The organism is Pseudomonas graminis, from assembly GCF_013201545.1.
In the GTDB taxonomy this organism is placed as follows: Bacteria; Pseudomonadota; Gammaproteobacteria; order Pseudomonadales; family Pseudomonadaceae; genus Aquipseudomonas.
In genome coordinates, this window is record NZ_CP053746.1 from 1,155,001 (window position 1) to 1,178,672 (window position 23,672).

General features: G+C 59.6%; 24 protein-coding genes (1 of these 24 running past the window's edge). 11 read left to right on the plus strand and 13 right to left on the minus strand.

Going from position 1 to position 23,672, the window contains the following annotated elements:
* A protein-coding gene (tyrS, locus tag FX982_RS05300) for a tyrosine--tRNA ligase (RefSeq protein ID WP_172609878.1) crosses the window boundary here: on the minus strand, positions 1 to 1,118 show its 5' portion. The gene continues 82 nt to the left of window position 1, outside the view; the window shows 1,118 of its 1,200 coding nt (coding positions 1-1,118); it begins with the start codon at positions 1,116 to 1,118; its stop codon lies off the left edge, out of view.
* Positions 1,119 to 1,329: 211 nt separating this feature from the next.
* Between tyrS and FX982_RS05305 the strand changes: the two genes are divergently transcribed.
* Together FX982_RS05305 and FX982_RS05310 are read left to right on the plus strand one after the other, a co-directional pair.
* Positions 1,330 to 2,763 carry a peptidoglycan DD-metalloendopeptidase family protein gene (locus tag FX982_RS05305; protein WP_172609879.1) on the plus strand — a complete coding sequence of 478 codons (1,434 nt, stop codon included), beginning with the start codon at positions 1,330 to 1,332 and terminating at the stop codon, positions 2,761 to 2,763.
* Between the two features lie 3 nt (positions 2,764 to 2,766).
* On the plus strand, positions 2,767 to 3,858 hold the full coding sequence (locus tag FX982_RS05310) for an anhydro-N-acetylmuramic acid kinase (RefSeq protein ID WP_122536595.1): 1,092 nt from the start codon (positions 2,767 to 2,769) through the stop codon (positions 3,856 to 3,858).
* Between the two features lie 63 nt (positions 3,859 to 3,921).
* Here FX982_RS05310 and erpA read toward each other — a convergent pair whose 3' ends face one another.
* Positions 3,922 to 4,272 carry an iron-sulfur cluster insertion protein ErpA gene (gene erpA / locus FX982_RS05315; RefSeq protein ID WP_122536594.1) on the minus strand — a complete coding sequence of 117 codons (351 nt, stop codon included), beginning with the start codon at positions 4,270 to 4,272 and terminating at the stop codon, positions 3,922 to 3,924.
* 168 nt (positions 4,273 to 4,440) lie between these two features.
* The gene (gene argC, locus FX982_RS05320; RefSeq protein ID WP_172609880.1) at positions 4,441 to 5,475 is read right to left on the minus strand and encodes an N-acetyl-gamma-glutamyl-phosphate reductase; all 1,035 of its coding nucleotides are present in this window, start codon (positions 5,473 to 5,475) and stop codon (positions 4,441 to 4,443) included.
* A gap of 133 nt (positions 5,476 to 5,608) precedes the next feature.
* Between argC and hemJ the strand changes: the two genes are divergently transcribed.
* The 5 genes from hemJ (at position 5,609) to coq7 (ending at position 9,033) form a co-directional block, all read left to right on the plus strand.
* Positions 5,609 to 6,034 carry a protoporphyrinogen oxidase HemJ gene (gene hemJ, locus FX982_RS05325; protein ID WP_122536592.1) on the plus strand — a complete coding sequence of 142 codons (426 nt, stop codon included), beginning with the start codon at positions 5,609 to 5,611 and terminating at the stop codon, positions 6,032 to 6,034.
* A 44-nt stretch (positions 6,035 to 6,078) separates the two neighbouring features.
* A complete protein-coding gene (locus FX982_RS05330; RefSeq protein WP_172609881.1) occupies positions 6,079 to 6,993 on the plus strand; it encodes a DUF805 domain-containing protein in 915 nt (304 codons plus the stop codon).
* A 55-nt stretch (positions 6,994 to 7,048) separates the two neighbouring features.
* A complete protein-coding gene (locus tag FX982_RS05335) occupies positions 7,049 to 7,834 on the plus strand; it encodes an SDR family NAD(P)-dependent oxidoreductase (RefSeq protein WP_172609882.1) in 786 nt (261 codons plus the stop codon).
* Positions 7,835 to 7,920: 86 nt separating this feature from the next.
* Entirely contained in the window at positions 7,921 to 8,259 is a 339-nt protein-coding gene (locus FX982_RS05340; RefSeq protein ID WP_172609883.1) for a histidine triad nucleotide-binding protein, read from the plus strand.
* 126 nt (positions 8,260 to 8,385) lie between these two features.
* Positions 8,386 to 9,033, plus strand: coding sequence for a 2-polyprenyl-3-methyl-6-methoxy-1,4-benzoquinone monooxygenase (gene coq7 / locus FX982_RS05345; protein ID WP_122624544.1), 648 nt, complete (start codon positions 8,386 to 8,388; stop codon positions 9,031 to 9,033).
* 102 nt (positions 9,034 to 9,135) lie between these two features.
* On the opposite strand, the gene speD is transcribed toward coq7, so the two are convergent.
* Both speD and FX982_RS05355 read right to left on the minus strand, forming a co-directional pair.
* The gene (gene speD, locus FX982_RS05350) at positions 9,136 to 9,930 is read right to left on the minus strand and encodes an adenosylmethionine decarboxylase (RefSeq protein WP_037019204.1); all 795 of its coding nucleotides are present in this window, start codon (positions 9,928 to 9,930) and stop codon (positions 9,136 to 9,138) included.
* 235 nt (positions 9,931 to 10,165) lie between these two features.
* Positions 10,166 to 10,588 carry an OsmC family protein gene (locus tag FX982_RS05355; protein WP_037019202.1) on the minus strand — a complete coding sequence of 141 codons (423 nt, stop codon included), beginning with the start codon at positions 10,586 to 10,588 and terminating at the stop codon, positions 10,166 to 10,168.
* 206 nt (positions 10,589 to 10,794) lie between these two features.
* On the opposite strand from FX982_RS05355, the gene crp reads away from it, so the two are divergent.
* A complete protein-coding gene (gene crp / locus FX982_RS05360; RefSeq protein ID WP_172609884.1) occupies positions 10,795 to 11,439 on the plus strand; it encodes a cAMP-activated global transcriptional regulator CRP in 645 nt (214 codons plus the stop codon).
* Positions 11,440 to 11,465: 26 nt separating this feature from the next.
* On the opposite strand, the gene FX982_RS05365 is transcribed toward crp, so the two are convergent.
* Genes FX982_RS05365 through FX982_RS05380 form a run of 4 tightly spaced genes read right to left on the minus strand, consistent with a single transcriptional unit; the run spans position 11,466 to position 14,709 of the window.
* Entirely contained in the window at positions 11,466 to 12,161 is a 696-nt protein-coding gene (locus tag FX982_RS05365; protein ID WP_172609885.1) for a lipoate--protein ligase family protein, read from the minus strand.
* 49 nt (positions 12,162 to 12,210) lie between these two features.
* Positions 12,211 to 13,047, minus strand: coding sequence for an indole-3-glycerol phosphate synthase TrpC (gene trpC, locus FX982_RS05370; RefSeq protein WP_172609886.1), 837 nt, complete (start codon positions 13,045 to 13,047; stop codon positions 12,211 to 12,213).
* Positions 13,044 to 14,093 carry an anthranilate phosphoribosyltransferase gene (gene trpD / locus FX982_RS05375; RefSeq protein ID WP_172612989.1) on the minus strand — a complete coding sequence of 350 codons (1,050 nt, stop codon included), beginning with the start codon at positions 14,091 to 14,093 and terminating at the stop codon, positions 13,044 to 13,046. Before trpD ends, trpC begins: the two co-directional genes overlap by 4 nt.
* Before the next feature lie 16 nt (positions 14,094 to 14,109).
* A complete protein-coding gene (locus tag FX982_RS05380; RefSeq protein WP_172609887.1) occupies positions 14,110 to 14,709 on the minus strand; it encodes an aminodeoxychorismate/anthranilate synthase component II in 600 nt (199 codons plus the stop codon).
* Positions 14,710 to 15,180: 471 nt separating this feature from the next.
* Here FX982_RS05380 and estP point away from each other — a divergent pair, with 471 nt between their 5' ends.
* Positions 15,181 to 17,121 carry an esterase EstP gene (estP, locus tag FX982_RS05385; protein WP_172609888.1) on the plus strand — a complete coding sequence of 647 codons (1,941 nt, stop codon included), beginning with the start codon at positions 15,181 to 15,183 and terminating at the stop codon, positions 17,119 to 17,121.
* Positions 17,122 to 17,205: 84 nt separating this feature from the next.
* Here estP and trpE read toward each other — a convergent pair whose 3' ends face one another.
* From trpE to FX982_RS05405, 4 genes are all read right to left on the minus strand, one after another.
* Positions 17,206 to 18,687: an anthranilate synthase component I gene (gene trpE / locus FX982_RS05390; RefSeq protein WP_172609889.1), complete on the minus strand. Its 1,482-nt coding sequence runs from the start codon at positions 18,685 to 18,687 to the stop codon at positions 17,206 to 17,208.
* A gap of 68 nt (positions 18,688 to 18,755) precedes the next feature.
* Positions 18,756 to 19,538, minus strand: coding sequence for a phosphoglycolate phosphatase (locus tag FX982_RS05395; RefSeq protein WP_172612990.1), 783 nt, complete (start codon positions 19,536 to 19,538; stop codon positions 18,756 to 18,758).
* A gap of 47 nt (positions 19,539 to 19,585) precedes the next feature.
* Complete coding sequence (rpe, locus tag FX982_RS05400; protein ID WP_122536580.1) at positions 19,586 to 20,257, minus strand: ribulose-phosphate 3-epimerase; 672 nt, start codon at positions 20,255 to 20,257, stop codon at positions 19,586 to 19,588.
* A gap of 197 nt (positions 20,258 to 20,454) precedes the next feature.
* The gene (locus FX982_RS05405) at positions 20,455 to 21,447 is read right to left on the minus strand and encodes a hypothetical protein (RefSeq protein ID WP_172609890.1); all 993 of its coding nucleotides are present in this window, start codon (positions 21,445 to 21,447) and stop codon (positions 20,455 to 20,457) included.
* 313 nt (positions 21,448 to 21,760) lie between these two features.
* Between FX982_RS05405 and FX982_RS05410 the strand changes: the two genes are divergently transcribed.
* Together FX982_RS05410 and FX982_RS05415 are read left to right on the plus strand one after the other, a co-directional pair.
* Positions 21,761 to 23,254, plus strand: a complete 1,494-nt coding sequence (locus FX982_RS05410; protein ID WP_172609891.1) for a helix-turn-helix transcriptional regulator — start codon at positions 21,761 to 21,763, stop codon at positions 23,252 to 23,254.
* A 137-nt stretch (positions 23,255 to 23,391) separates the two neighbouring features.
* Positions 23,392 to 23,649, plus strand: coding sequence for a CsbD family protein (locus tag FX982_RS05415; protein WP_172609892.1), 258 nt, complete (start codon positions 23,392 to 23,394; stop codon positions 23,647 to 23,649).
* The last annotated feature ends 23 nt before the right edge of the window (positions 23,650 to 23,672 follow it).

The window sequence follows — 23,672 nt, forward strand, 5'->3', positions numbered from 1 at the left end:
CCGCGATCCACCACTTCACCATCTATACGCACGCCGCCGGATGCCAGCAGGTCGCGAGCGACCGCAGAGTTCTTAACCAGCCCCGCCTTATTGAGTACAGCAGCAATCGGCATGTCTTCGGCTGCAGCCACGTCGATCTCCGGAAGATCTTCCGGGAGCTCCCCATCCTTCATACGATTGCCAGCAGAACGATGGGCAGAAGCCGCAGCGTCTTCACCATGGAAGCGCGCGACAATCTCTTCGGCCAGCTTGATCTTGATATCGCGCGGATTCGCCCCGGCTTCGCAATCCGCCTTAAAGGCAGCGATCTCTTCCATGGATCGGAAGCTCAGCAGCTCAAAGTAACGCCACATCAGCGCATCGGGGATAGAGACGAGCTTGCTGTACATAATGCCGGGCGCTTCCTGGATACCTACGTAGTTACCCAGCGACTTGGACATCTTCTTGACCCCGTCCAACCCTTCCAACAACGGCATCGTCAGAACACACTGAGCTTCCTGACCATAGGCACGCTGCAGCTCACGCCCCATCAGCAAGTTGAACTTTTGATCGGTGCCGCCCAGCTCGACGTCTGCGCGCAAAGCTACCGAGTCGTAACCCTGCACCAGCGGATAGAGGAATTCGTGGATGGCGATCGACTGGTTCGACTTGTAGCGCTTGTCGAAGTCATCGCGTTCCAGCATGCGCGCCACGGTGTATTGGGAAGAAAGCCGGATGAAATCTGCAGGACTGAGTTGATCCATCCAGGTGGAATTGAAGGCCACCTCGGTTTTGGCCGGATCCAGAATCTTGAATACCTGAGCCTTGTAGGTCTCTGCATAGTCGAGCACTTGCTCGCGCGTAAGCGGGGGACGGGTCGCGCTCTTGCCGCTCGGATCGCCAATCATCCCGGTGAAGTCGCCGATCAGGAAAATTACCTGATGCCCGAGATCCTGGAATTGACGCAGCTTGTTAATGAGCACCGTGTGTCCAAGGTGCAGGTCGGGCGCGGTTGGATCAAAACCGGCCTTGATGCGAAGCGGCTGCCCACGCTTGAGCTTTGTGATCAGCTCGGCCTCGACCAGGAGTTCATCTGCACCACGCTTGATCAGCGCTAGCTGCTCTTCAACCGACTTCATAACCGCCCCGTAATGCCTTATTTCAAAGGGAAACAACCATACAAGATCAGCGCCCAAATACAAGTTCTGACAATAGGAGCATGACGAATCGCGGAGCGAGCCGATCACAAGCTTGCCTCAGGCGAGATTTGGTTATATTTTATACAGTTATTTCATCTTCATCATGTCATTCATCTTTTCCATTTCATCTTTTTCAAAGTCAAAATTACCTATGACCGACACTCCGCCTAAAGCGCCACCGCTTTATCCGAAGAGCCACCTGCTCGCAGCCAGCGGTATCGCCGCGCTGCTTAGCCTGGCTCTCCTTGTATTTCCATCCAGCGACGTCGAAGCCAAACGAACAAACCTTACGCTGGAACTCGACACACCTGCCGATCAGATCGAGCAAGAACAAGACGCTCAAGAACAGACTCAAGCCACAGACGCGCCCGTAGATTCTCCGTTCGCTCAGATCGAAGGTGATGCGGCTGAGCCGGTCGAAACAGCCAAGACCTCGAACGACAGCAAGGCCGCGCCCAAAGAGATTGCTACTGCCAAGGTCCCGACGCACCGGGAAGTGGTGGTATCGAAGGGCGATACGCTGTCGACATTGTTCGGCAAAGTCGGTCTGCCCGCGACGGCAGTGCACGATGTGATTGCCAGCGACAAGCAAGCCAAGCAGTTCAGCCAGTTGAAAAATGGCCAGGTGCTGCAGTTCGAACTGTCGCCTGAAGGCAACCTCAAGCAACTGCACAGCAAGCTGAGCGAGACAGAAAGCATCAGCCTGTCTCGTACAGACAAGGGCTACACGTTTACCCGTGATGTGAGTAAACCCAACGTCCGCACTGCCTATGTGCATGGCATGATCAACAACTCGCTGTCGCAATCCGCCCAGCGTGCAGGCCTCAGCCATACCATGACCATGGAGATGGCAAACATCTTCGGCTACGACGTCGACTTCACCCAAGACATCCGCAAGGGTGACGAATTCGATGTGATCTACGAGCAGAAGGTCGTCAATGGCAAGACGGTCAGTACGGGCAATATTCTTTCGGCGCGCTTCGTAAACCGCGGCAAGACTTACACCGCTGTGCGTTATACGAACAAGCAGGGCAATACCAATTATTACACCGCAGACGGCAACAGCATGCGTAAGGCATTCATCCGCACGCCAGTCGAATTCGCCCGCATCAGCTCGCTGTTCTCATCCGGTCGCAAACACCCGATCCTGAACAAGATTCGCGCCCACCAAGGCATCGACTACGCTGCACCTCGTGGCACCCCCATCAAGGCGACCGGCGATGGCAAAGTCATTCTTGCCGGGCGGCGCGGCGGCTATGGCAATACCGTGATCATTCAGCACGGTGAAACCTACCGAACGCTGTACGGCCACATGCAAGGTTTTGCCAAGGGCATCCAGTCCGGATCCAGCGTCAAGCAGGGTCAAGTCATTGGCTATATTGGAACCACCGGCCTGTCGACGGGTCCTCATGTCCATTACGAGTTCCAGGTAAACGGCGTTCATGTCGATCCATTGGGGCAGAAGCTGCCGATGGCTGATCCGATCGCCAAGTCCGAAAAACAGCGGTTTATGCAGGAGAGCCAACCTTTGATGGCTCGCATGGACCAGGAAAAGGCCACCATGCTGGCCTCGAGTAAGCGCTGACCCATGACTTTATATGTAGGTGTAATGTCCGGAAGCAGTCTGGATGGACTCGACTTCGCGCTGGTAGAACAGGATGACCGACCACGTCTGCTCGGCACCTACTACATTCCCATGCCCGACGATCTTCGCGCCGAACTGCTAGGGCTCTGCGCCAGCGGCCCGGACGAATTGGCGCGTGCGGGCATCGCCGAGCAAAAATGGGTTCACCTCGCGGCTCAAGGCGTGCTGGCCCTGCTGGATCAGCAGAATGTTTCAGCCGGTGAGATCCGCGCTATCGGCAGTCACGGTCAGACGATTCGTCACGAGCCGGCTCGCGGCTTCACCATCCAGATTGGCAACCCTGCCCTCCTGGCCGAGCTGACGGGAATCACCGTGGTCAGCGACTTTCGCAAGCGCGATATCGCGGCAGGTGGCCAAGGCGCGCCGCTGGTTCCGGCATTCCACGAAGCGCTGTTCGACGATAACAAGGACTACCGCGCCGTGCTCAACGTGGGTGGGTTCAGCAACCTCAGCCTGATCGAGATCGACAAACCGGTTTCCGGCTTCGACTCGGGGCCAGGCAATGTGTTGCTCGACGCCTGGATTCAGGCACAGCGCGGCGTGAGCTACGACCGCGATGGCGCATGGGGCGCGAGCGGGACCGTCAATGATGCGTTGCTGAAGTCCATGCTCAGCGATCAGTTTTTTCAAACCAAGGGCCCTAAGAGCACGGGTCGTGAAGTGTTCAATCTCGGCTGGGTTCACCACCATCTGTTTCAGATGCCGACGCTGAGACCCGAAGATGTGCAGGCGACACTGCTCGAGGTCACTGCATTGAGCATTACTGAGTCGCTGCAATCGGCACAGGCGCAGACCAAAGAACTGCTGATCTGCGGTGGCGGCGCTCACAACAAGGCCTTGATGGATCGACTGGCAGCGCTGCTGCCGGCAACAAAGGTCTCGAGCACGGCGGAGTTCGGCGTTGATCCTGATTGGGTCGAAGCGATGGCGTTCGCCTGGCTCGCCCACTGCGCACTTGAGAGCGTACCCGCCAACCGTCCGAGCGTGACGGGGGCCAAAGGCTTGCGTGTTCTGGGTGCCATCTACCCGGCTTAAGCGCAACGCCCGAAATGCAAAACGCCGCGCAAATGCGCGGCGTTTTTGTGTGTACCGGCTGGATCAGATCGAAAACGAAGAGCCACAGCCACAAGTAGTCGCGGCGTTTGGGTTCTTGATCACGAAGCGAGAGCCTTCCAGACCCTCCTGATAATCCACCTCCGCACCTGCCAGGTACTGGAAGCTCATAGGGTCGACCACCAGGCTGACGCCCTCGCGCTCGACGATCGTGTCATCTTCGGCAACGTCTTCATCAAAGGTGAAGCCGTACTGGAAACCCGAACAACCGCCACCGGTCACGAAGACGCGGAGCTTCAGGCGATCATTGCCCTCTTCGTCGACCAGGGTTTTCACCTTGTGCGCGGCACCGTGGGTGAATTCCAAAGCCACAGGGGTAAAGGATTCAACGCTCATGCTCAAAATCTCCCGGCGCTAAGCCGTCATAATGCGTAACGTCGCGCATTATCCGCTTCTCCTAGAAAATTGGTCAACTATTGTCACGGCAGCCACAAGCCGCAAGCGACAAGCTGCAAGAAACAGCCTGCTATCGGCTTACAACTTGAGGCGCGCAACTTGACGCCGTTAAGGCAACATCCCCGCGTGGGACAGACCCAGGCGTTCATCCAGGCCAAACATGATGTTCATGTTCTGCACGGCCTGGCCCGAAGCGCCTTTGACCAGGTTATCGATGACCGACAGCACCACCACCAGATCGCCATCCTGCGGACGATGCACGGCCATACGACATACGTTCGCGCCGCGTACGCTCCGGGTTTCCGGATGGCTGCCGACCGGCATCACGTCGACGAACGGCTCATTGGCATAACGCTTTTCGAACAACGCCTGCAGATCGACCGATCTGTCAACGACGGTCGCGTACAAGGTGGCGTGAATGCCACGAATCATCGGCGTCAGGTGCGGTACGAACGTTAGCCCGACATCGCCGCCTGCAGCACGACGCAGCCCTTGGGTGATTTCGGGAAGATGGCGATGCCCTTTTACGGCATAGGCCTTGAAGCTCTCGCTGGTTTCGGAATACAGCGAGCCCACACTGGCGCCGCGTCCTGCACCACTGACGCCCGACTTACAGTCGGCGATCAAACTCGACGGATCGGCCAGGCCCGCTTCGAGCAGTGGAAGAAACCCCAGCTGGGTTGCGGTCGGATAGCAACCCGGTACCGCAATCAGACGTGCGCCCTTGATGTGCTCGCGATTAACTTCCGGCAGGCCGTAGACCGCCTCGTCGAGCAGTTCCGGCGCGCCGTGGGGCTGGTTGTACCACTTGGCCCACTCGACCGGATTCTGCAGACGGAAGTCGGCGGAGAGGTCGATGACCTTGGTGCCAGCGGCGAGGAGTTCGCCCGCCAGCGCATGTGCGACTCCGTGAGGCGTGGCGAAGAACACCACGTCGCATGCGCCGAGCACTTTGACATCCGGCACGCTGAATGCCAGACCGTCATAGTGACCGCGCAGGTTCGGATACATGTCAGCGACAGGCAGACCTGCCTCGGAGCGCGAGGTGATCGCAACCACTTCAGCCTCCGGATGTTGCGCCAGAAGACGCAGCAACTCGACGCCGGTGTAACCCGTGCCGCCGACGATACCGACCTTGACCATAACCTGCCCCTCAACGAAACCACTGGAAAGCCGCTGATCATATGGGCCGATCGCCAATGGGACAACCGCGAACGTGACGTACGGGCGCCGATGCCACTACTATTTGGCACCGTGTCCCTGGAAAAAAACCAAAATGCTCTATCTCTGGATCAAAGCGCTGCATATCGTCGCGATGGTGTGCTGGTTCGCCGCCCTGTTCTATCTGCCGCGATTGTTCGTCTATCACGCCATGAGCGAAGACGCCGTAAGCCGCGAGCGTTTCTGCACCATGGAGCGCAAGTTGTACCGGGGCATCATGATGCCCGCGATGATCGCTACCCTGATTTTCGGGATCTGGCTAATCGTCCTCGCACCGGGTTTCCTGCAGCAAGGCTGGTTGCACGCCAAGCTCACCCTCGTCGTCCTGCTGATTGGCTATCACCACGTCTGCGGCGCGCAGGTCAAACGCTTCGCCCGTGGAGAACCAGGTCGCAGCCATGTGTTTTATCGCTGGTTCAACGAAGTACCCGTGTTGATCTTGCTGGCGGTGGTCATTCTGGTTGTCGTCAAACCGTTCTGACGCGCATCGCTCACATCATATGAACTCAAGACAAGGAAGCCGGCATGGCGGAGCACTTCAAGATCGTTTTCGAGGGACAGTTGCGAACAGGGGTTGAGCTGGAAACTGCACGTCTGAACCTGGCGCAGCTGTTCAAGACCGACGTGTCCGGCGTTGATCGTCTCTTCACCGGGAAACCCGTGACCATCAAGCGCAGCCTGACGCGGGACGACGCGCAGCGCTATCTCGCCGCGCTGAACGATGCAGGCGTCGAAGGCCGTATCGAGCTTGAGGAGCCAGTGTCACTGAGCCTTGATGAAGTGGTGGAAGACGTTCCCCAGCGTCCGGCATTCGAACCTGCAGCATCGCCCTACGCACCGCCGCGCACACCGGTCGCACAAGACTGGCCCGCCGTGGGCGAATTGAAGGTGTTCTCCATTCAGGGGCGAATCGGCCGCTTGCGCTATCTGGCGTGGAGTCTGGCGCTGGTGGCAGTTGGCCTGCTGGTCGCCGCCCTGTGCGTCGGCGTTCTAAGCGTTTCGCTGGTGGCAGGCGGACTGCTCGGCACCGTTGCCCTCGTCGCGTTCGTGGTTGTCAGCATCCAGATCGGCGCCCAGCGGTTGCACGATGCCGGTTGGTCAGCCTGGTTGCTGTTGCTGAATCTGGTACCGGTAGTGGGCAGCTTCTTTCCGATCGTGATGATGGCCGTCCCCGGCAGCACGGGCCCGAATAGGTATGGTCCGCCGCCGCCAGGTAACACACCGCGCGTCAAGGTCCTCGCCATCCTGTGGCTTGCGGTGCTTGCGCTGGTGTTTATCGTCGCGATGATGGGTGGCATGGAGACTGTTCAAGAGCAGGTCGAAGCCACCACCAGCGAATACGAGGAAGCGCTGCCGTACGACGATGACACGGAACAACCGGTCGTTCCCGTTGATCCTGTAGATATTGGTGACTCGTCCGACAGCAACGACGACCAATAACTATCTGGCAGCAAGGACGCTGTCTAAATACGAGCTGCAAACACTGGAGAATTGCATGACCCGTTACGCCATGGTCACAGGGGCATCCAGCGGTATTGGCCTGGCGATGGCCGAAGCCCTCGCCCGCCGGGGTCGAAACCTTATTCTGGTGGCCAGGCACCGGGAGATGCTCGAGAGCATCGCAATCGAGTTCACCCAACGCTTTGGTGTAGAGGTGCTGTTCCGCGCCTGCGATCTGGGTGAGCCACTGCGCCTCTCGGGCTTTCTGCTTGAACTTGAGGAAGGCTCGCGAAGTATCGATTTGCTGGTCAACTGCGCGGGTATTGGCAACAGCGGGCCGTTTCTAGCCCAAGAGTGGGCGCAGGAGCAGGACCTGCTCGACCTTAATGTGCTCGCGTTGACGCGCCTCTGTCACACAGTTGGCAACCTGATGGCGGTGCAAGGCGGTGGCCAGATCCTCAACGTTGCGTCGATCATGGGCTTTCAACCCGGGCCGTGGATGAGCACCTACGCCGCGAGCAAAGCGTATGTACTGCATTTTTCCGAAGGGCTTCGCGAGGAACTGCACAAAACCGGCGTGAAGATTTCGGTGTTGTGCCCCGGGCCGACGCGAACGGCGTTTTTCCGCACCGCACAGCTGGACGCCGGCAAGTTCACCCACGACAGACACATGACCGCCGAGGAAGTTGCGCTGTACACGGTTCGCGCGCTGGACAAGAACCGTGCGGTGATCATTCCCGGTTGGCGTAACAGGCTGCTGACACGCCTTCCGCGCTTTGCCAGTCGCTGGATGACGCGAAAACTCTGGGGCTCGATTCTCAAATCTCGTACGTCAGTCTGAAGCAGCACATCGCAACAAACGTCTGGGCGTGACACGGGACGCTCAGTACACTGCCTTCATCCCCCTCGAAACGGAGCAAGAAGGCTGTGGATACTTTGTTCACCAAGATCATCAACCGGGAAATTCCGGCGAAGATCATCTATGAAGATGATCAGGTACTGGCTTTTCACGACATCGCCCCACAGGCGCCAGTGCATTTTCTGGTCATTCCGAAGAAGCAGATCGCCACCCTTAACGACGTGACTGAAGATGATAAGGCCCTGCTGGGCCATATCCTGTTCACGGCGCAGCGCCTGGCGAAAGAGCTGGGTTGCGAGGATGGCTTCCGCGTGGTCATGAACACCAACGAAAAAGGCGGGCAGACCGTTTATCACATTCATATGCACGTGCTGGGTCAGCGCCAGATGAACTGGCCGCCGGGCTGAGTCATTCCATTCATGCTTCGTCGCCCCGTCGCAGGCGTGCTCTGCGCCTCGGCGGGCTGATGCCGGACAAGCCCGGTTACGTCGTTTGAGGTAGACTGGCCACCGTGGATTTACCCGGAGGCGCCCATGGCTACCGAACGTCACTATTCCCCTATCGACCGCTTTCTGCTTCAGGCCGACGCTGCGATGAAGACGCTGCTGCCCGTCAGCGCGCACGCACACCGTCCCTCGCCTGCCATCGTTCAACCCGACGTCAAGATGAATGAGTCCGACACCCGGCATGTAGCCGGGCTCATGCGCATCAACCACACTGGCGAAGTCTGTGCTCAGGCGTTGTACCAGGGGCAGGCGCTTACTGCGAAACTGCCTCAGGTACGCAAAGCCATGGAGCACGCCGCCGAGGAAGAGATCGACCACCTTGTGTGGTGCGAGCAACGCATTCACCAGTTGGGCAGTCACACCAGTGTGCTCAACCCGCTGTTCTACGGAGCTTCGTTTGGTATTGGCGCGGTGGCTGGCCTGATCAGCGATCGAATCAGCCTGGGCTTCGTTGCCGCGACGGAAGATCAGGTGTGCAAGCATTTGAATGAGCATCTGGAGCAATTGCCGGTCGAGGACGAGAAGTCCCGGGCGATTCTCGAACAGATGCGCGCCGACGAGGAGCATCACGCAGAGAGCGCGATCGAGGCAGGCGGTTTCCGCTTCCCGGCGCCAGTGAAATTCGGCATGAGCCTGATCGCCAAAGTCATGACCAAGACCACCTACAGGATCTGATCGGATCTGCGGCGACCGGCTTCACTTACGGGGCAAGGTAATCGCTGGAGGCTGGAAACAAGAAAGGCGCCTGAAGGGGCGCCTTTTTTTATCGCTGAAACCTTAGACCGGCATGTTGCGGCCGTAGAAGATTTCGAGCATCTCGTGCTTCACGCGGCCAGTGACCTGCTCGCGCTGCTCAGCGGAGAGATTGCTGGTGGCGTCGCCGAACAGGTAGTTGTCCAGTTCGAATTGCTTGAGCAGCATTTTGGTATGGAACAGGTTCTCCTGGTACACGTTGACGTCAGTCATCTGATAGCTGTCGCGCGTGTCGTCGGAAAGGTAATTCTGGATCGAGTTGATCTCGTGGTCGATGAAGTGCTTCTTGCCTTCGACGTCACGGGTGAAACCGCGCACGCGATAATCGACGGTCACGATGTCGGACTCGAACTTGTGGATCAGGTAGTTCAGCGCTTTCAACGGCGAGATCACGCCACAGGTCGACACGTCGATATCCACACGGAAGGTGGCGATGCCGTCAACAGGGTGAATTTCCGGATAGGTGTGAACCGTGATGTGGCTCTTGTCCAGGTGCGCAAGGATGGTTTCCGGCAGCGGACCCGGCGATTCTTCGATCTGGCTGTCAGTCGGCGTAACCGGCTGCTCGGAGATCAGAATGGTCACACTGGCGCCTTGTGGGTCGTAGTCCTGACGCGCAATGTTCAGGATGTTCGCGCCAATGATATCGACGACATCGGTGAGAATCCGCGTCAGGCGTTCGGCGTCGTACACGCTGTTGATGTACTCGACGTAGGCCTGCTGGTCCTGCGGGGTTTCCGCATAGCAGATGTCATAGATGTTGAAGCTCAAGGTCTTGGTCAGGTTATTGAACCCGTGGAGCTTGAGTTTGCTTTTCACCGTTAAAAACTCTCTATATGGGTGCGGCGCTGGCCGCGTGATCAAGCATGCCCGTCAACTGAGCCCGGCTCAGCTGCGTAGGACGGTTAACACCTCTTCGCGTTGGCGATTTTGGTTGTCTGGTCGGAGGCGAGCCGGCTATCCGGCGGTCGCGCCCTGAAAAAGGGGCGCATTATGCAGACGTCAGAAGTCGCATGCCATAGCCTGCACCGCTTTTGTGAAAATTGAGCGTTGCTCAGCCCAGTTCGATGATCTCGTAATCGTGGGTGATTTCGACGCCGGCGTTACCCAGCATGATCGACGCCGAGCAGTATTTCTCGGCCGACAGCTCGATCGCTCGCTTGACCTGCGTTTCTTTCAGACCGCGCCCTTTAACCACGAAGTGCAGATGGATCTTGGTGAAGACCTTGGGATCCTCGTTGGCGCGCTCGGCTTCCAGAAACGCCTCGCAGCTCTCGATAGGCTGGCGGGCTTTCTTGAGGATGCTGACCACGTCGTAGTTGCTGCAGCCACCCAAACCGATCAGCACCATTTCCATCGGGCGAACACCCAGGTTGCGACCGCCGCTTTCTGGCGGGCCGTCCATCACGACCACGTGGCCGCTGCCGGACTCACCGAGGAACATTGCCTCACCCGCCCATTGAATACGCGCCTTCATCACCGGACTCCAATGCTTGAAAAATGGCGGCCAGCTTAGCACAGGGTTTTACTGTCGCTGAGTAGACCGGGCATGCCCGAAAACGACGGAAATGTAGGAAATATCTGAAAAAATGGCTAATTGCCGGTCTTGAACTGCATCAAATCGGAAATACTGCCGATACCTCTAAGAATGCCTCAGGGCGCAGTTTTTTACGGGATACAGCCATGCTCGCCGTGCCGCCTCCGAACAAGATGAAAATCGCCGACAAACTGCTGCCCCATTCCCAGCGGCGAAAATGCCCGGCGAAGAGCAACATCATTTGCGCAGGCGAGGAATCGGATTCGCTGTACTTGATCATAAAGGGCTCGGTGACGATCCTGATCGAAGATAACGAAGGCCGCGAGATGATAGTGGCCTACCTCAATACCGGGGATTTCTTTGGCGAACTAGGGCTTTTTCAGCAGACGGCCGCCGGTGCACAGCGCAGCGCCTGGGTGCGCGCCAAAACCGAATGCGAAGTGGCCGAGATCAGCTACGCCAAGTTCCGCGAGCTCAGTCAGCATGATCCCGAATTGATGTACGCCATCGGTGCGCAGATCGCCGAGCGGCTGCGCAATACCACGCGCAAGGTCGGCGATCTTGCGTTTCTGGACGTCACTGGCCGCGTTGCCCGCAGCCTGCTCGATCTGTGCAAGCAGCCTGACGCGATGACTCACCCCGATGGCATGCAGATCAAGATCACTCGCCAGGAGATTGGCCGTATCGTGGGGTGTTCGCGGGAGATGGTCGGTCGCGTGCTCAAGGCGCTCGAAGAGCAGAACCTGGTTCATGTTCGGGGCAAAACCATGGTTGTGTTCGGTACTCGCTAACGACGTGACCGATGCCCGCAGCTGAATCAGATCCCGGCGAGCAGTCGCGTGTAGCGTTCGCTTAAGCGGTGGAGAAAATCCGGCACTTCGAACAGTTCGTGCAAAGCGATATGGCTCTCTGCTTTGCAGCGCTGATCCAGCTCGCACGTCTCGTTAAAACGATTGACCGCATTCACCATTGCCACGCGTTCGTCATCCAGCAGCATCGCAGCATGAGCCAACACCACCGGCCGCTTGCCACCCTGACTCTGCCGCCAGCGCTGCGCCGTACCGACCATCTTGCGAGCGTTGAGGTTGACGTTGAAACGGCCATCGCAGAAGGCACCTTCGACTTCGCCCAAGGATGCATTGCCACCCAATTCAATCAGCGTATCGAGGATCGGCTGACACAGGCGCATGTAAGCGTTTTCGATGCGGTCGCGATCCAGGTCGGTGTCCGGCTGCACATACACAAGCGCCACATTCACCGTCGAGGGCGATTGCGGCACGGGCTCGCCGCCACTTTCACGCAACAGCACAGGCCAGCCACTGTCGGCGAGCGTTTCGCTGGCCTCAGTGAAGCCGGGAAGACGGCTCAACCGCCGCGGCATGACCAACGCGCGATCCTTAGGCCGCCAGAACAGCAAACCACTATCGGCGTGCCCATCACACACCGATGCCAGCAGATCCTGCTCAGCCTTGAGGCCGGCTTCAACGCAGGTGTCCAAAAGCTGAAGGGTCATGCTGCCTCCTGACGCAAGTGGCGATGGCTTTCTGGCCTAGAACGATAGATCAGTCCAGCCCGCCGGACTTGATCGCCGTGCCTTTCTCCGGGAAAAACAGCCGCTGCAGTTCCACGCCCGGCTTCTCGGCGCGCATGAACGCCTCGCCAACGAGGAAGGAATAGACGTCGTTGATCTCCATCAGCTCGACATCGGCGCGGTTGAGGATCCCGCTTTCAGTGATGACCAGACGATCACGGGGAATACGTGGCAGCAGATCAAGCGTGGTTTCCAGACTGACATCGAACGTGTGCAGGTTGCGGTTGTTGACGCCCACCAGCGGGGTGTCGAGAGTTTTTAGTGCTCGCTCCAGCTCGTCGCCATCGTGGACTTCAACCAGCACGTCGAGGCCGACACCTTTGGCAACCGAGGCCAGTTCGGCCATCTTCACGTCATCCAGTGCCGAAACAATCAGCAGAATGCAATCGGCGCCCAATGCCCGCGCTTCGACGATCTGGTAAGGGTCGATCATGAAGTCCTTGCGGATCACCGGCAGCGAACACGCCGCCCGGGCTTGCTTCAGATACTCGTCAGCGCCCTGGAAGAAATCGATATCGGTCAGCACAGAAAGACAGGTAGCCCCGCCCGCTTCGTAACTCTTGGCGATTTCCGCCGGCTGGAAGTTTTCGCGGATCACGCCTTTGCTCGGCGAAGCCTTCTTGATTTCTGCAATGACGGCCGGCTGCTTGCGCTTGGCCTGAGCAATCATCGCGGCAGCAAATCCACGCGGTGCATCGGCTGCTTTCGCCAGAGTTTCCAACTCGGCGAGGCTGACGCTGGCACGGCGTGCAGCGACTTCCTCGACCTTTCGGGCCAGAATCTTTTCCAACACCGTCGGCACACTCATTCTTCATTCTCCTGCTTGAATACCGCGGTAAAGGCACCCAGTTCTTCCAGCTTTTCGCGGGCCAGGCCCGTGTGCAGTGCGTCGTGTGCCAGCGCCACGCCTTCCTTCAATGACGAAGCATGGTCAGCTGCGTAAAGCGCAGCGCCGGCATTGAGCACGATCATTTCAGCGGCTTTCTGACCGTGTTCGGATTTGCGCCGACCCAGCGCGTCGCGGATCAATTCCAGCGATTGCGCCGGGCTGTCGACCACTAGGCCGAACAGGCTCTGGCTCTTCATGCCCAAGTCTTCCGGCTGTACCCAGTACTCCGTCACTTCGCCGTTCCTCAGTTCCGCGACGAACGTCGGTGCGGCAAGGCTGAATTCGTCCAGGCCATCCTGGGAGTGCACGACCAACACATGTTTGCTGCCCATGCGCAGCAGCACTTCGGCCAATGGCCTGCACAGCGCCTGACTGAACACGCCGACCACCTGATGCTTGACGCCGGCCGGGTTGGTCAGTGGACCGAGCATGTTGAACAGTGTGCGCAGGCCCAGTTCCTTGCGTGGTCCGGCGGCGTGTTTCATCGCGCCGTGATGGGTTTGGGCGAACATGAAACCAATGCCGACGCTGTCGATGCAGCGCGCCACTTGCACCGGGGTCAGGTTCAGGTAAACGCCTGCGGCTTCCAGTAAGTCAGCGCTGCCACTCTTGCCGGAGACCGCGCGATTGCCGTGCTTGGCGACTGTGCAACCCGCCGCCGCGATCACGAACGAGGCAGCGGTCGATACGTTGAAGATGTTCGCGCCATCGCCGCCTGTGCCGACGATGTCGACCACGCCTTCGAGGGTTTTGAGTTGGACCTGATCCGCCAGCTCGCGCATGACCGACACCGCACCGACAATCTCGTCGATGCTTTCACTCTTCATGCGCATGCCCATCAGAAATGCGCCGATCTGCGCCTGGGTGCACTGGCCGGTCATGATCTCGCGCATGACGTCGCGCATTTCATCGGTGCTCAGGTCCAGTTGATTCACAACCCGGCTCAGCGCCGTTTTGATATCCATTGCCATGTCGAAGTCCTTAACCCTGACGGGTGCCGCCGGTCTGCTTGAGGAAGTTGGCGAACAGCTCGTGGCCCTGCTCGGAAAGAATCGATTCAGGGTGAAACTGTACGCCCTCAACGTTCAGGGTTTTGTGACGCAAGCCCATGATTTCATCAACGGAGCCGTCTTCGTGCCGGGTCCAGGCGGTCAGCTCGAGACAGTCGGGGAGCGTCTCGCGCTTGACCACCAGCGAGTGATAGCGGGTCACGGTCAGCGGATGCTTGAGACCTTCGAAAACGCCTTTGTCTTCGTGAACCAGCTCGCTGGTCTTGCCGTGCATGACTTGGCGCGCACGCACCACGTCACCGCCAAACGCCTGACCAATCGACTGATGGCCCAGGCAGACGCCGAGCACGGGCAGCTTGCCCGCGAAGTGTTTGATCACGTCAATGGACACGCCCGCTTCATTGGGCGTGCACGGCCCGGGGGAGACGACAATGCGTTCGGGATTCAGGGCTTCGATCTCGGCGACGGTCATTTCGTCATTGCGAATCACTTTGACGTCGGCACCCAGCTCGCCCAGGTACTGCACGACGTTGTAGGTGAAGGAGTCGTAGTTATCGATCATCAGCAGCATGGTGCTTAACCTTTTGAATTACTGACTTCTAACGTGGCCTTCTGTTTTCTGACCGCAGTTGCACGCAGAGAGGTCGCAGGACGGGTTCCGGCGAGGCACTGCAAAACCGAGGCATCAGAAGGCATATCAATACAGATCCGGCAGGGCCGGCGGGGGAAATAGTCAGGCGCGCCAACGCCAACGGGCGTGGCCCTTGATAACGCGCATCAAGAAGCTGCTGACAATCGACACAGGAAAGGTCTCGTTCATACGTTGCCGCACAGTAGCGTACCGCCGCAGGGCGCGCAATATCGCAGTGCCCGTATGGCCCGGCCCGGCGGCCGATTGGCAGGAACCGGGCGCCTGCAAGATGCAGATCGCAGCTTGAAGACCAGTACAGAATATTCGCCGTGAATGCCACTGCATCGTGGGCGATTTGTGTCGCGGCTGCTACCTTCTCGTACTGCACTGAAAACAATAAGGGATGCCCCCATGCTCAAAGCCACACTGCGCTGGCCGTTCGCGGCTTGCCTGCTCTCGCTCGCCTGCTCCTCGGCCCTGGCCGCCTCTTCCCCCTACTCCACGATGATTGTGTTCGGCGACAGCCTCGCCGACGCCGGGCAGTTTCCCGATGCGGGCGGACCACCGGGCGCCACCTTGCGCTTCACCAACCGCACCGGCCCGACGTACCTGAACGGCAGCGGCGAGACATTCGGTCTGAACTCATCGACGTTGCTGGGCGGAATGCTAGGCGTGGCGCCCGGGGATCTGCAGGCGTCGACCTCCCCCGTTCGCGCGGCGCAAGGGCTGGCGGACGGCAACAACTGGGCCGTGGGCGGCGACCGGACCGATCAGATTCTCGCGGCGATCACCACCCAATCACAGGTTGCCAATACCGACGCGGCGACGGGCGTCACCACGGTGTTCCGGACGCGACCCGGTTATCTGGTTGAAAACAGCTCCCGGGCTGACCCGAACGCGCTCTATTACCTGACCGGGGGCGGCAACGACTTCCTTCAGGGCCGAGTGCTGAGCCCGGGACAGGCCGTCAACGCGGCAAACAACCTGGCCAACGGCGCACAAATCCTGTCCCAGGCCGGCGCGCGTTACATCATGGTCTGGCTGCTGCCGGACATCGGCCGTACACCAGCGGTATTCGGCACGCCATTGCAGGTGGCGTCGACGTTGCTGAGCGGGGTGTTCAACCAGCAGTTGGTCAACCGTCTGGGGCAAATCGATGCCGAGGTCATTCCGCTCAATGTGCCGGGGCTCATACGTGATGTTCTGAGCGATCCGGCGCGCTACGGGTTGGCAGCCGATCAGAACCTGGTCGGCACCTGTTTCAACGGTAACAACTGCACCGCCAACAGCGTTTTCGGGATTGGCGGCCTGACGCCGGATCCGACCAAGCTGCTGTTCAACGACGGCGTGCACCCGACCGTTGCGGGCCAGCGATTGATTGCCGACTACGGGTATTCGATTCTGTCCGCACCGTGGGAGATCACCCTGCTGCCGGAAATGGCCAACGGCACGTTGCGCGCGCAGCAGGATGAACTGCGCAGTCAGTGGCTGGCGGACTGGGGCAACTGGCAGAACGTCGGTGAATGGCGCGCCATCGTCGCCGGTGGCGGTCAGAAGATGGATTTCGACGCGCAAGGCAATTCAGCAAGCGGAGACGGTCATGGCTACAACCTCACGGTGGGCGGCAGCTATCGTTTCGCTGACGACTGGAGAGCAGGCCTGGTGGCGGGCGCTTATCGGCAAACCCTTGAAGCCGGTGCCAAAGATTCGGACTACAAACTCAACAGCTATATCGCGACCGCATTCGTGCAGTACCAGGCGCAACACTGGTGGGCAGACCTGGCGGCCTCGGGCGGCAAACTCGACTACGACAACCTCAAGCGCAAGTTCGCGCTGGGCATCAGTGAAGGCGCAGAGAAAGGCGACACCAAAGGCGATCTGTGGGCAGTGAGTGGGCGCGTGGGCTTCGATCTGGCCGAGCAGAGCAGTCGCTGGCATTTCTCGCCGTTCATCAGCGCCGACTATTCACACGTCAACGTTGATGGTTACTCGGAGAACAGTGCTCGCGCGACGGCACTTAATTACGACGACCAGACACGCAAGTCGAAGCGGCTGGGCGCGGGGCTGCAAGGCAAATTCGACGTCACACCGCAGACTCAAGTGTTTGGTGAAGTGGCCCATGAACGCGAGTTCGACACCGATCAGCAGGACGTGACCATCGCGCTGAACAGCGTGCCGGGGGTGGACTTCGATCTGAAAGGCTATGACCCACAGCGCAGCTTGAATCGCGCAAGCCTAGGCATGAGCCAGAAGCTGGCGCCCGACCTCACACTGCGTGCCGGTTATAACTGGCGCAAGAATGATGACGTGACGCAGCAAGGGATAAATCTGGCGGTGAGTCTGGATTTCTGAAGCCCCTATCTGAAGCCCCTAGTGGGGATTTGTGTTCGGCATAAAAAACGGCGCCTTGGCGCCGTTTTCATGTGCAGACTACCTTCAAGCCTCGGGCGTTTGCTGCGCCAGCGCCACCGCGCGGAACATCGCGCGGCGCTTGTTGAGGGTTTCTTCCCACTCCAGCGCCGGGACAGAATCGGCGACAATGCCGCCACCGGCCTGCACATGCAGCTCGCCGTTCTTGATTACCGCGGTACGAATGGCAATTGCGGTGTCCATGTTGCCGTTCCAGGCGAAGTAACCCACTGCGCCGCCGTACACACCACGCTTGACCGGCTCCAGCTCGTCGATGATTTCCATCGCGCGAATCTTCGGCGCGCCCGACAAGGTTCCCGCCGGCAAGATGGCCCGCAGCGCATCCATCGCCGTCAGGCCGTTTTTCAGCTGACCCGTGACGTTGGACACGATGTGCATGACGTTCGAATAACGCTCGATGACCATCTTCTCGGTGAGTTTCACCGAACCGACTTCCGAAACCCGCCCGGTGTCGTTGCGCCCCAGATCAATGAGCATCAGGTGCTCGGCGATCTCTTTGTCGTCAGACAGCAAGTCGACTTCCAGCGCGTGATCTTCTTCTTCGGTGGCGCCACGGGGACGCGTCCCGGCAATCGGGCGCACGGTGATCAGGTTGTCCTCGACCCGCACCAGCACTTCCGGCGAACTGCCGACGACGTGGAAGTCACCGAAGTTGAAGAAGTACATGTAAGGCGTTGGATTGAAGCAACGCAGCGCGCGGTACAGGTCGATCGGCGCGGCCGAGAAGTCGATGGACATGCGCTGGGACGGCACGACCTGCATGCAGTCGCCCGCGAGGATGTATTCCTTGATGGTGTCGACGGCTTTTTCATAATCCGACTGGGTGAAGCTGGAGCGGAACACCGGGTCCGCCGCCTGTGGACGGGTCAGGTCCAGCCCACGGCGAGGCGTGATCGGCTGACGCAGTTTCTCCATCAGCGCTTCGAGTCGCGCCAGGCCGCCTTCATAGGCGTCAGGCTGGGCCGGATCAACGAGGACGATCGCGTGCATCTTGCCAGCCAGGTTATCGAACACCACGACGGCATCGGACACCATCAGCAGAATATCCGGCACGCCCAGCGGGTCAGGATTTGGGCACTTGCCCAGACGCGGCTCGACATAGCGCACGCAGTCATAACCGAAATAGCCCACCAGGCCGCCGTTGAAGCGCGGCAGACCGGCGATGGTCGGAACGTTGTAGCGGGCCTTGAAAGTCTCGACGAAGTCCAGCGGGTCTTCGACTTCGAGGCGCTCGATCTCGGCACCGTCGTGGGTCACGCGGACGGTGTGGTCATGCACGCGCATGACCGTGCGGCATGGCAGCCCGATGATCGAATAACGCCCCCACTTCTCCCCGCCCTGGACCGACTCAAGCAGGTAGGAGTTGGGCTCGTCAGCGAGTTTCAGATAGATCGACAGCGGGGTGTCGAAATCGGCCAGGGTTTCGTAGGCAAGGGGAATGCGGTTGTAGCCTTCAGCGGCCAAACGCAGGAATTCTTCGCGGGTCATATCAGCCTCGTGGTGTGAGGGAAAACGGTCAGGGATGCAAACGCGCCGGGGCTCCGGCCAGATTCAAGTCAGGCGCGCCAACGCCAGCGGGCCAGGGCCTTGATGACTTTCATCCAGAGTTTGCGAGTGACCACCACGATGGATTCTCTAAAGGAGGGGGACTTGAGGTCGGGCAACGTTATCTCAGCGCCCTGCGCTAAGCAACCGGCAGAACTGCCCGGAATCAGCCTGCGCAAATCGTCGATCACCAGTGCCGGTGACTCTTCCGCGATCGGGCGGCCGTGGTTGTAGCCGTAACTCAATGCCACACAGGTGACACCCGCCGCTTTCGCCGCCAGCACGTCGTTGCGCGAGTCACCCACGAACAGCGACTGTGACCCCGGTACGCCGGCCATTTTCATGACAAAGAACAGCGCCGCCGGGTCGGGCTTCTGCTGCGGCAGCGTGTCGCCACCCACGATCCAGCGAAAGAACCGGCCGAGTTTGAGATCATCCAGCAAGGGCGCAACGAACCGCTCAGGCTTGTTGGTGATCAGCGCCATTTCGACGCCCATCTTCTGCAGCCATTTCAGGGTTTCGCGCACACCAGGGTAGACCTTGGTCAACGCGTGGCTGCCGCTGTAGGCCTCCATGAAAATCGCCAGCGCAGCCTCCGTAGACTCTTCATCCACGGCGGTGTGGTCCATGCCGTTCGCCAACGCGCGGCGTACCAGCACGCGCACGCCGTTGCCAATCCAGTCACGCACCCGTTCGATGCCTGCCGGCGACCGGCCAAGCTGGATCAGGGTTTTATCCACAGCTGCAGCCAGATCCGGCACCGAGTCGACCAGTGTGCCGTCGAGGTCGAACATGATCAGCTTGGGCAGACGGCCCGGAAACAGCTGCTCGAAGCCGCTGGTCAACGGGCCAACGCCAGTTCTGCGTGCATCTTCGCAATGACTTCGCGGTAATCAGGCGCGTTGAAAATAGCCGAGCCTGCGACGAACGTGTCGGCACCGGCTGCGGCGATCTCACGGATGTTATTGACGTTGACGCCGCCGTCGATCTCCAGACGGATGTCGCGACCGGACGCGTCAATGAGCGCACGCGCCTCACGCAGCTTGTTGATCGTGCCGGGGATGAATTTCTGACCGCCGAAGCCCGGGTTGACGCTCATGAGCAGAATCATGTCGACCTTGTCCATGACGTATTCGAGCAGGTTCAGCGGGGTCGCCGGGTTGAACACCAGACCCGCCTTGCAGCCGCCTTCGCGGATCAGTTGCAGGGAGCGATCGATGTGCTGGGTCGCTTCCGGGTGGAAGGTGATGAAGGTTGCCCCGGCTTCGATGAAGTCGCCGATGATGCGATCCACCGGGCTGACCATCAGATGAACGTCGATGGGCGCGGTGATGCCGTATTTGCGCAAGGCCGCGCAGACCATCGGTCCGATCGTCAGGTTGGGGACGTAGTGGTTGTCCATGACGTCGAAGTGGACGATGTCGGCGCCAGCGGCCAGCACGTTGTCGACTTCCTCTCCCAGACGGGCGAAATCGGCGGACAGAATCGAAGGAGCAATAGCGAAGGGCTGCATGACGCACCTTTTATGAGCGAAATCACGGTGGCGCGCATTGTACTCCAAGAGTTTGAAACGTGCGTTGGGGACGCAAGCGAGTGAGTCAAGAGGCTTGATGCAGGCGGCGTGAACGGCACTAGGCCCAGTGCAACAGAAGTGCGCACCGGGCCCAGGCTTGATTCAGGATTCAGAGTCAACAGATGACGACTGAAACCTTACACGGTCTCGACCAGCAGACGAGGACGTGAGCTCAGGGCGTAACGGGCCAGACCAAAGCTCAACGCAGCGCCGATGATCAGCATGAAGAACGTGCCCCATGCTGCTTTGGAGACTTGCTTGGCCGCGACATCTGCCGCTTCACGGGCCTGTTGCTCGGCCTGCGCCTTCAGCTCTGCGACTTTCGCGGCCGCTTGCTGATACGCCTGCGCATAGTTGTCGACGATCTGCTGCGCCTCCGCTTTGCTCTTGCCGGTGCGGGCCGCAACGATGTTGACCAGCGCGTCTTTGTCGGCGGCGTTCAAGGCCGGTTCGCCGGCTTTCTGAACGCGATCAAACCACTGCTTCAACTGATCGCCCGCCTGGGCTGGATCGGTAGACGCCTGTTCTGCTGTCTGCTTGGCATCGGCGCCAGCCACGTCAGCTTTCTGATCCAGCTTCGAAGGGTCGAGCTCTGGCTTGCCGGACTGCTTCAGGGTGGTGTCCAGCTGTGATTTCAGGCTGTCCCAATCCAGGCTGATGCCGTTCTTATCCAGCTGTTGCTTGATGCTCTGGCCCACACCCGGTGCGGCAGCGGCAACGCCGTCGGCCGCCAGGGAGATGCCCTTGCCGGCGATGTTGCCGGCAGTGCCGACGAGCGAGCCGGCCAGCGACGCGAGGAGCCAGGTGGTCAGCAACGTGCTGACCGTCCAGCTGAGCAAACCATGCAGACCACCACGGTCCGGCGCGGTACGGCCCGACACCCAGGCACCGGCGGCAATGGCCACCAGGGTACTGATGAACAACCAGGCGCCGGCGCCCTTGCCGAAACCGCTGAGTGGGTTGCCCTGGGCCATCGGATCAAGCGCGCCTGCGCCGATCGCCGTGCCAAGCACGCTGAGCACCAGGTAGGTCACCAACGTGATTGCCGCACCGGCAAACACCGATCCCCATGACACACGGAATGGCGAAGCGTTGCCCAGAACGGCAGATGTTGCGTAGGTCGAAGCCATGAAAATTTCCTCCGGTGCAGGGGGTGCACATCACTCGTGCAACCGACGTGTCAGTGCAAATGCACCCCCTGCGTTGATATGGGCGAGCCTGCGAGGGCGGACTCACCGCGTCTTGTAAGACGTGAAACCAGTTTGATCAGCGCGTTGAGGGATGTGATGGCGCATTTGCACCGCTTCGTCTGGTGCATTCGCACCGACCCTCGCGGACACGGCTGCACTAAGCTTCAGCACTAAGGCTTTGCCAGCCGGTCGGATAGCGTGGAGCGCCCGGCTGACCGAAGCCCGACCGCATTGAGACGTCAGGAGAGCAAGCATGTCAGAGGCCATCCTCGCCAGAGAAACCAACCGCCGCCAGTTGCAGCAGATCATCTCGGGTCTGTCGGACGGGGTGATGCTGGTGGAGGTCGATCAGACCATCATCTGGGCCAACGAAGCGGCGCTGCTGATGCATGGCGTCGAAGAGATCAGCGAACTGGGCGCCAACGGCGAGGCCTATCGCGATAAGTTCTCCCTGCGCTATCGCAACAACCATCCTTTGGACGTCGATCAATATCCGATCAGCCGCGTGGCGGCAGGCGAAGTGTTCAGCGACGTGCTCATCGAGGTCAGCAAGATCGGTGAAGAAGAGGAGCGCAGCTGGGTCCATCGCGTTCGCAGCATGGTGCTTGAAGACAGCACCGGCACGCCCGAATCGCTGGTGCTGATCCTCGCCGACGCAACGGAGTGGGCCGGTGCCGAGCAGCGCTTCGAGAAGACCTTCAACGCCAACCCCGCCCCTGCGGTGATCTGCCGCCTGAGCGATCTGCGCTTCATCAAGGTCAATCAGGGCTTTCTGGAGATGACCGGGCATTCGAGAGAGAGCGTGATTGGCCGCTCGGTGTACGAAGTGGACGTGCTGGAAAACGCCGAACGCAAGGACCTCGCCATCGAGCGTCTGAATCAGGGCGCGACCATCCCGCAGATGCAGGCAGAGCTGAAGCTGCCGGAGGGCGGTACCAAATTGGTCATCGTCGCCGGGCAGCCGCTGGACATGAACGAAGAAGATTGCATGCTGTTTTCGTTCACCGACCTTGAGCCGAGACGCAAAGCCGAAACCGCGCTGCGCCAGAGCGAAGAGCGTTTTGCCAAGGCGTTCAAGCTAACGCCGGTGCCGACACTGGTGTGTACGGCGGATCGACAACAGATCGTCGAAGCCAACGAGGCGTTTGTCAGCACCCTGGGTTACACCCCGCAGGAGCTGATCGGCCGGACCGTCGCCGAGCTGGGCTTCATCGAAGACGGCGCTGTGATGGACGGGCTGTTCAACGTCCTGGAAACCACCGGCCGCGTCGACGGGCTCGACCTGAAAGTCCGCAAGAAAGGCAGCGAGTCGCTGGACTGCGTACTGGCCGCTGACACCGTGACGATTCAGGACAACGCTTGCTACCTCTTCGTACTGATGGACATTACCGAGCGCAAGCGATCCGAGCTTGAGCTGGTCGAGGCCATCGAAACGGTGATGCAAGACGCCTCGTGGTTCAGCCAGACGTTGATCGAAAAGCTGGCCAATGCCAAGCGCGTCAACACCCGGCAGTTGCCCAGCGCTTCATTCACCGACCTGACCGCTCGCGAGCGAGATGTGCTGAGTTTGATCTGTGAGGGGCTGGCGGACAAAGAGATCGCTGCACGGTTGAACCTGGCGCTCAACACCATTCGCAACCACGTCGCGACGGTGTATTCCAAGCTGGACGTGCACAGCCGGGCGGAAGCCATCGTTTGGGCGAGGGAGCGAAATCTGTTCGCCAATCAGGGCAAAGGCAAACGCTGAGTGATGCAAATGCGCTAATGCGTCTGGTGCATAGTCACCTTCAGGGGGTGCTGTCCGGACCCTACGCTATGGGTGTGGCTGACGCAGTTGGGTCAGCGAGACATCCATCACTGAAACTCATTTTCTGGAGCCAAGATATGAAAAGCGAACAAGTGAAGGGCGTACTGGCACAGGCAGCTGGCAAGGCCCAAGACGTCTTCGGCAACCTGACCGGTGACGAGCGCACGCAAATGGAAGGCAAGGCACGTCAGGCGGCGGGTGAATTGCAGGAGCGTTACGGTGATCTGCTGGACGAAGTCGCAACCTTCACCCAGCAACGCCCGCGCACCACGTTAATGGTGCTTGCCGGCCTCACGCTGACCGTGGGCTGGTTGCTGGCCCGTCGTCGCGGCTGAGGTTCATGGCCTGACCAGCCTGA

Bases quoted from the DNA above. Each gene is read 5' to 3' on its own strand.
- FX982_RS05330 (WP_172609881.1), top strand. From the start codon at position 6,079: ATGGCGGAGCACTTCAAGATCGTTTTCGAGGGACAGTTGCGAACAGGG.
- FX982_RS05355 (WP_037019202.1), bottom strand. From the start codon at position 10,588: ATGAAGGCGCGTATTCAATGGGCGGGTGAGGCAATGTTCCTCGGTGAG.
- FX982_RS05310 (WP_122536595.1), top strand. From the start codon at position 2,767: ATGACTTTATATGTAGGTGTAATGTCCGGAAGCAGTCTGGATGGACTC.
- estP (WP_172609888.1), top strand. From the start codon at position 15,181: ATGCTCAAAGCCACACTGCGCTGGCCGTTCGCGGCTTGCCTGCTCTCG.
- FX982_RS05380 (WP_172609887.1), bottom strand. From the start codon at position 14,709: ATGCTGCTGATGATCGATAACTACGACTCCTTCACCTACAACGTCGTG.
- trpC (WP_172609886.1), bottom strand. From the start codon at position 13,047: ATGAGTGTGCCGACGGTGTTGGAAAAGATTCTGGCCCGAAAGGTCGAG.
- trpD (WP_172612989.1), bottom strand. From the start codon at position 14,093: ATGGATATCAAAACGGCGCTGAGCCGGGTTGTGAATCAACTGGACCTG.
- hemJ (WP_122536592.1), top strand. From the start codon at position 5,609: ATGCTCTATCTCTGGATCAAAGCGCTGCATATCGTCGCGATGGTGTGC.
- FX982_RS05415 (WP_172609892.1), top strand. From the start codon at position 23,392: ATGAAAAGCGAACAAGTGAAGGGCGTACTGGCACAGGCAGCTGGCAAG.
- rpe (WP_122536580.1), bottom strand. From the start codon at position 20,257: ATGCAGCCCTTCGCTATTGCTCCTTCGATTCTGTCCGCCGATTTCGCC.
- argC (WP_172609880.1), bottom strand. From the start codon at position 5,475: ATGGTCAAGGTCGGTATCGTCGGCGGCACGGGTTACACCGGCGTCGAG.
- crp (WP_172609884.1), top strand. From the start codon at position 10,795: ATGCTCGCCGTGCCGCCTCCGAACAAGATGAAAATCGCCGACAAACTG.
- coq7 (WP_122624544.1), top strand. From the start codon at position 8,386: ATGGCTACCGAACGTCACTATTCCCCTATCGACCGCTTTCTGCTTCAG.
- erpA (WP_122536594.1), bottom strand. From the start codon at position 4,272: ATGAGCGTTGAATCCTTTACCCCTGTGGCTTTGGAATTCACCCACGGT.
- FX982_RS05365 (WP_172609885.1), bottom strand. From the start codon at position 12,161: ATGACCCTTCAGCTTTTGGACACCTGCGTTGAAGCCGGCCTCAAGGCT.
- FX982_RS05335 (WP_172609882.1), top strand. From the start codon at position 7,049: ATGACCCGTTACGCCATGGTCACAGGGGCATCCAGCGGTATTGGCCTG.
- trpE (WP_172609889.1), bottom strand. From the start codon at position 18,687: ATGACCCGCGAAGAATTCCTGCGTTTGGCCGCTGAAGGCTACAACCGC.
- FX982_RS05410 (WP_172609891.1), top strand. From the start codon at position 21,761: ATGTCAGAGGCCATCCTCGCCAGAGAAACCAACCGCCGCCAGTTGCAG.
- FX982_RS05395 (WP_172612990.1), bottom strand. From the start codon at position 19,538: ATGTTCGACCTCGACGGCACACTGGTCGACTCGGTGCCGGATCTGGCT.
- FX982_RS05305 (WP_172609879.1), top strand. From the start codon at position 1,330: ATGACCGACACTCCGCCTAAAGCGCCACCGCTTTATCCGAAGAGCCAC.
- FX982_RS05405 (WP_172609890.1), bottom strand. From the start codon at position 21,447: ATGGCTTCGACCTACGCAACATCTGCCGTTCTGGGCAACGCTTCGCCA.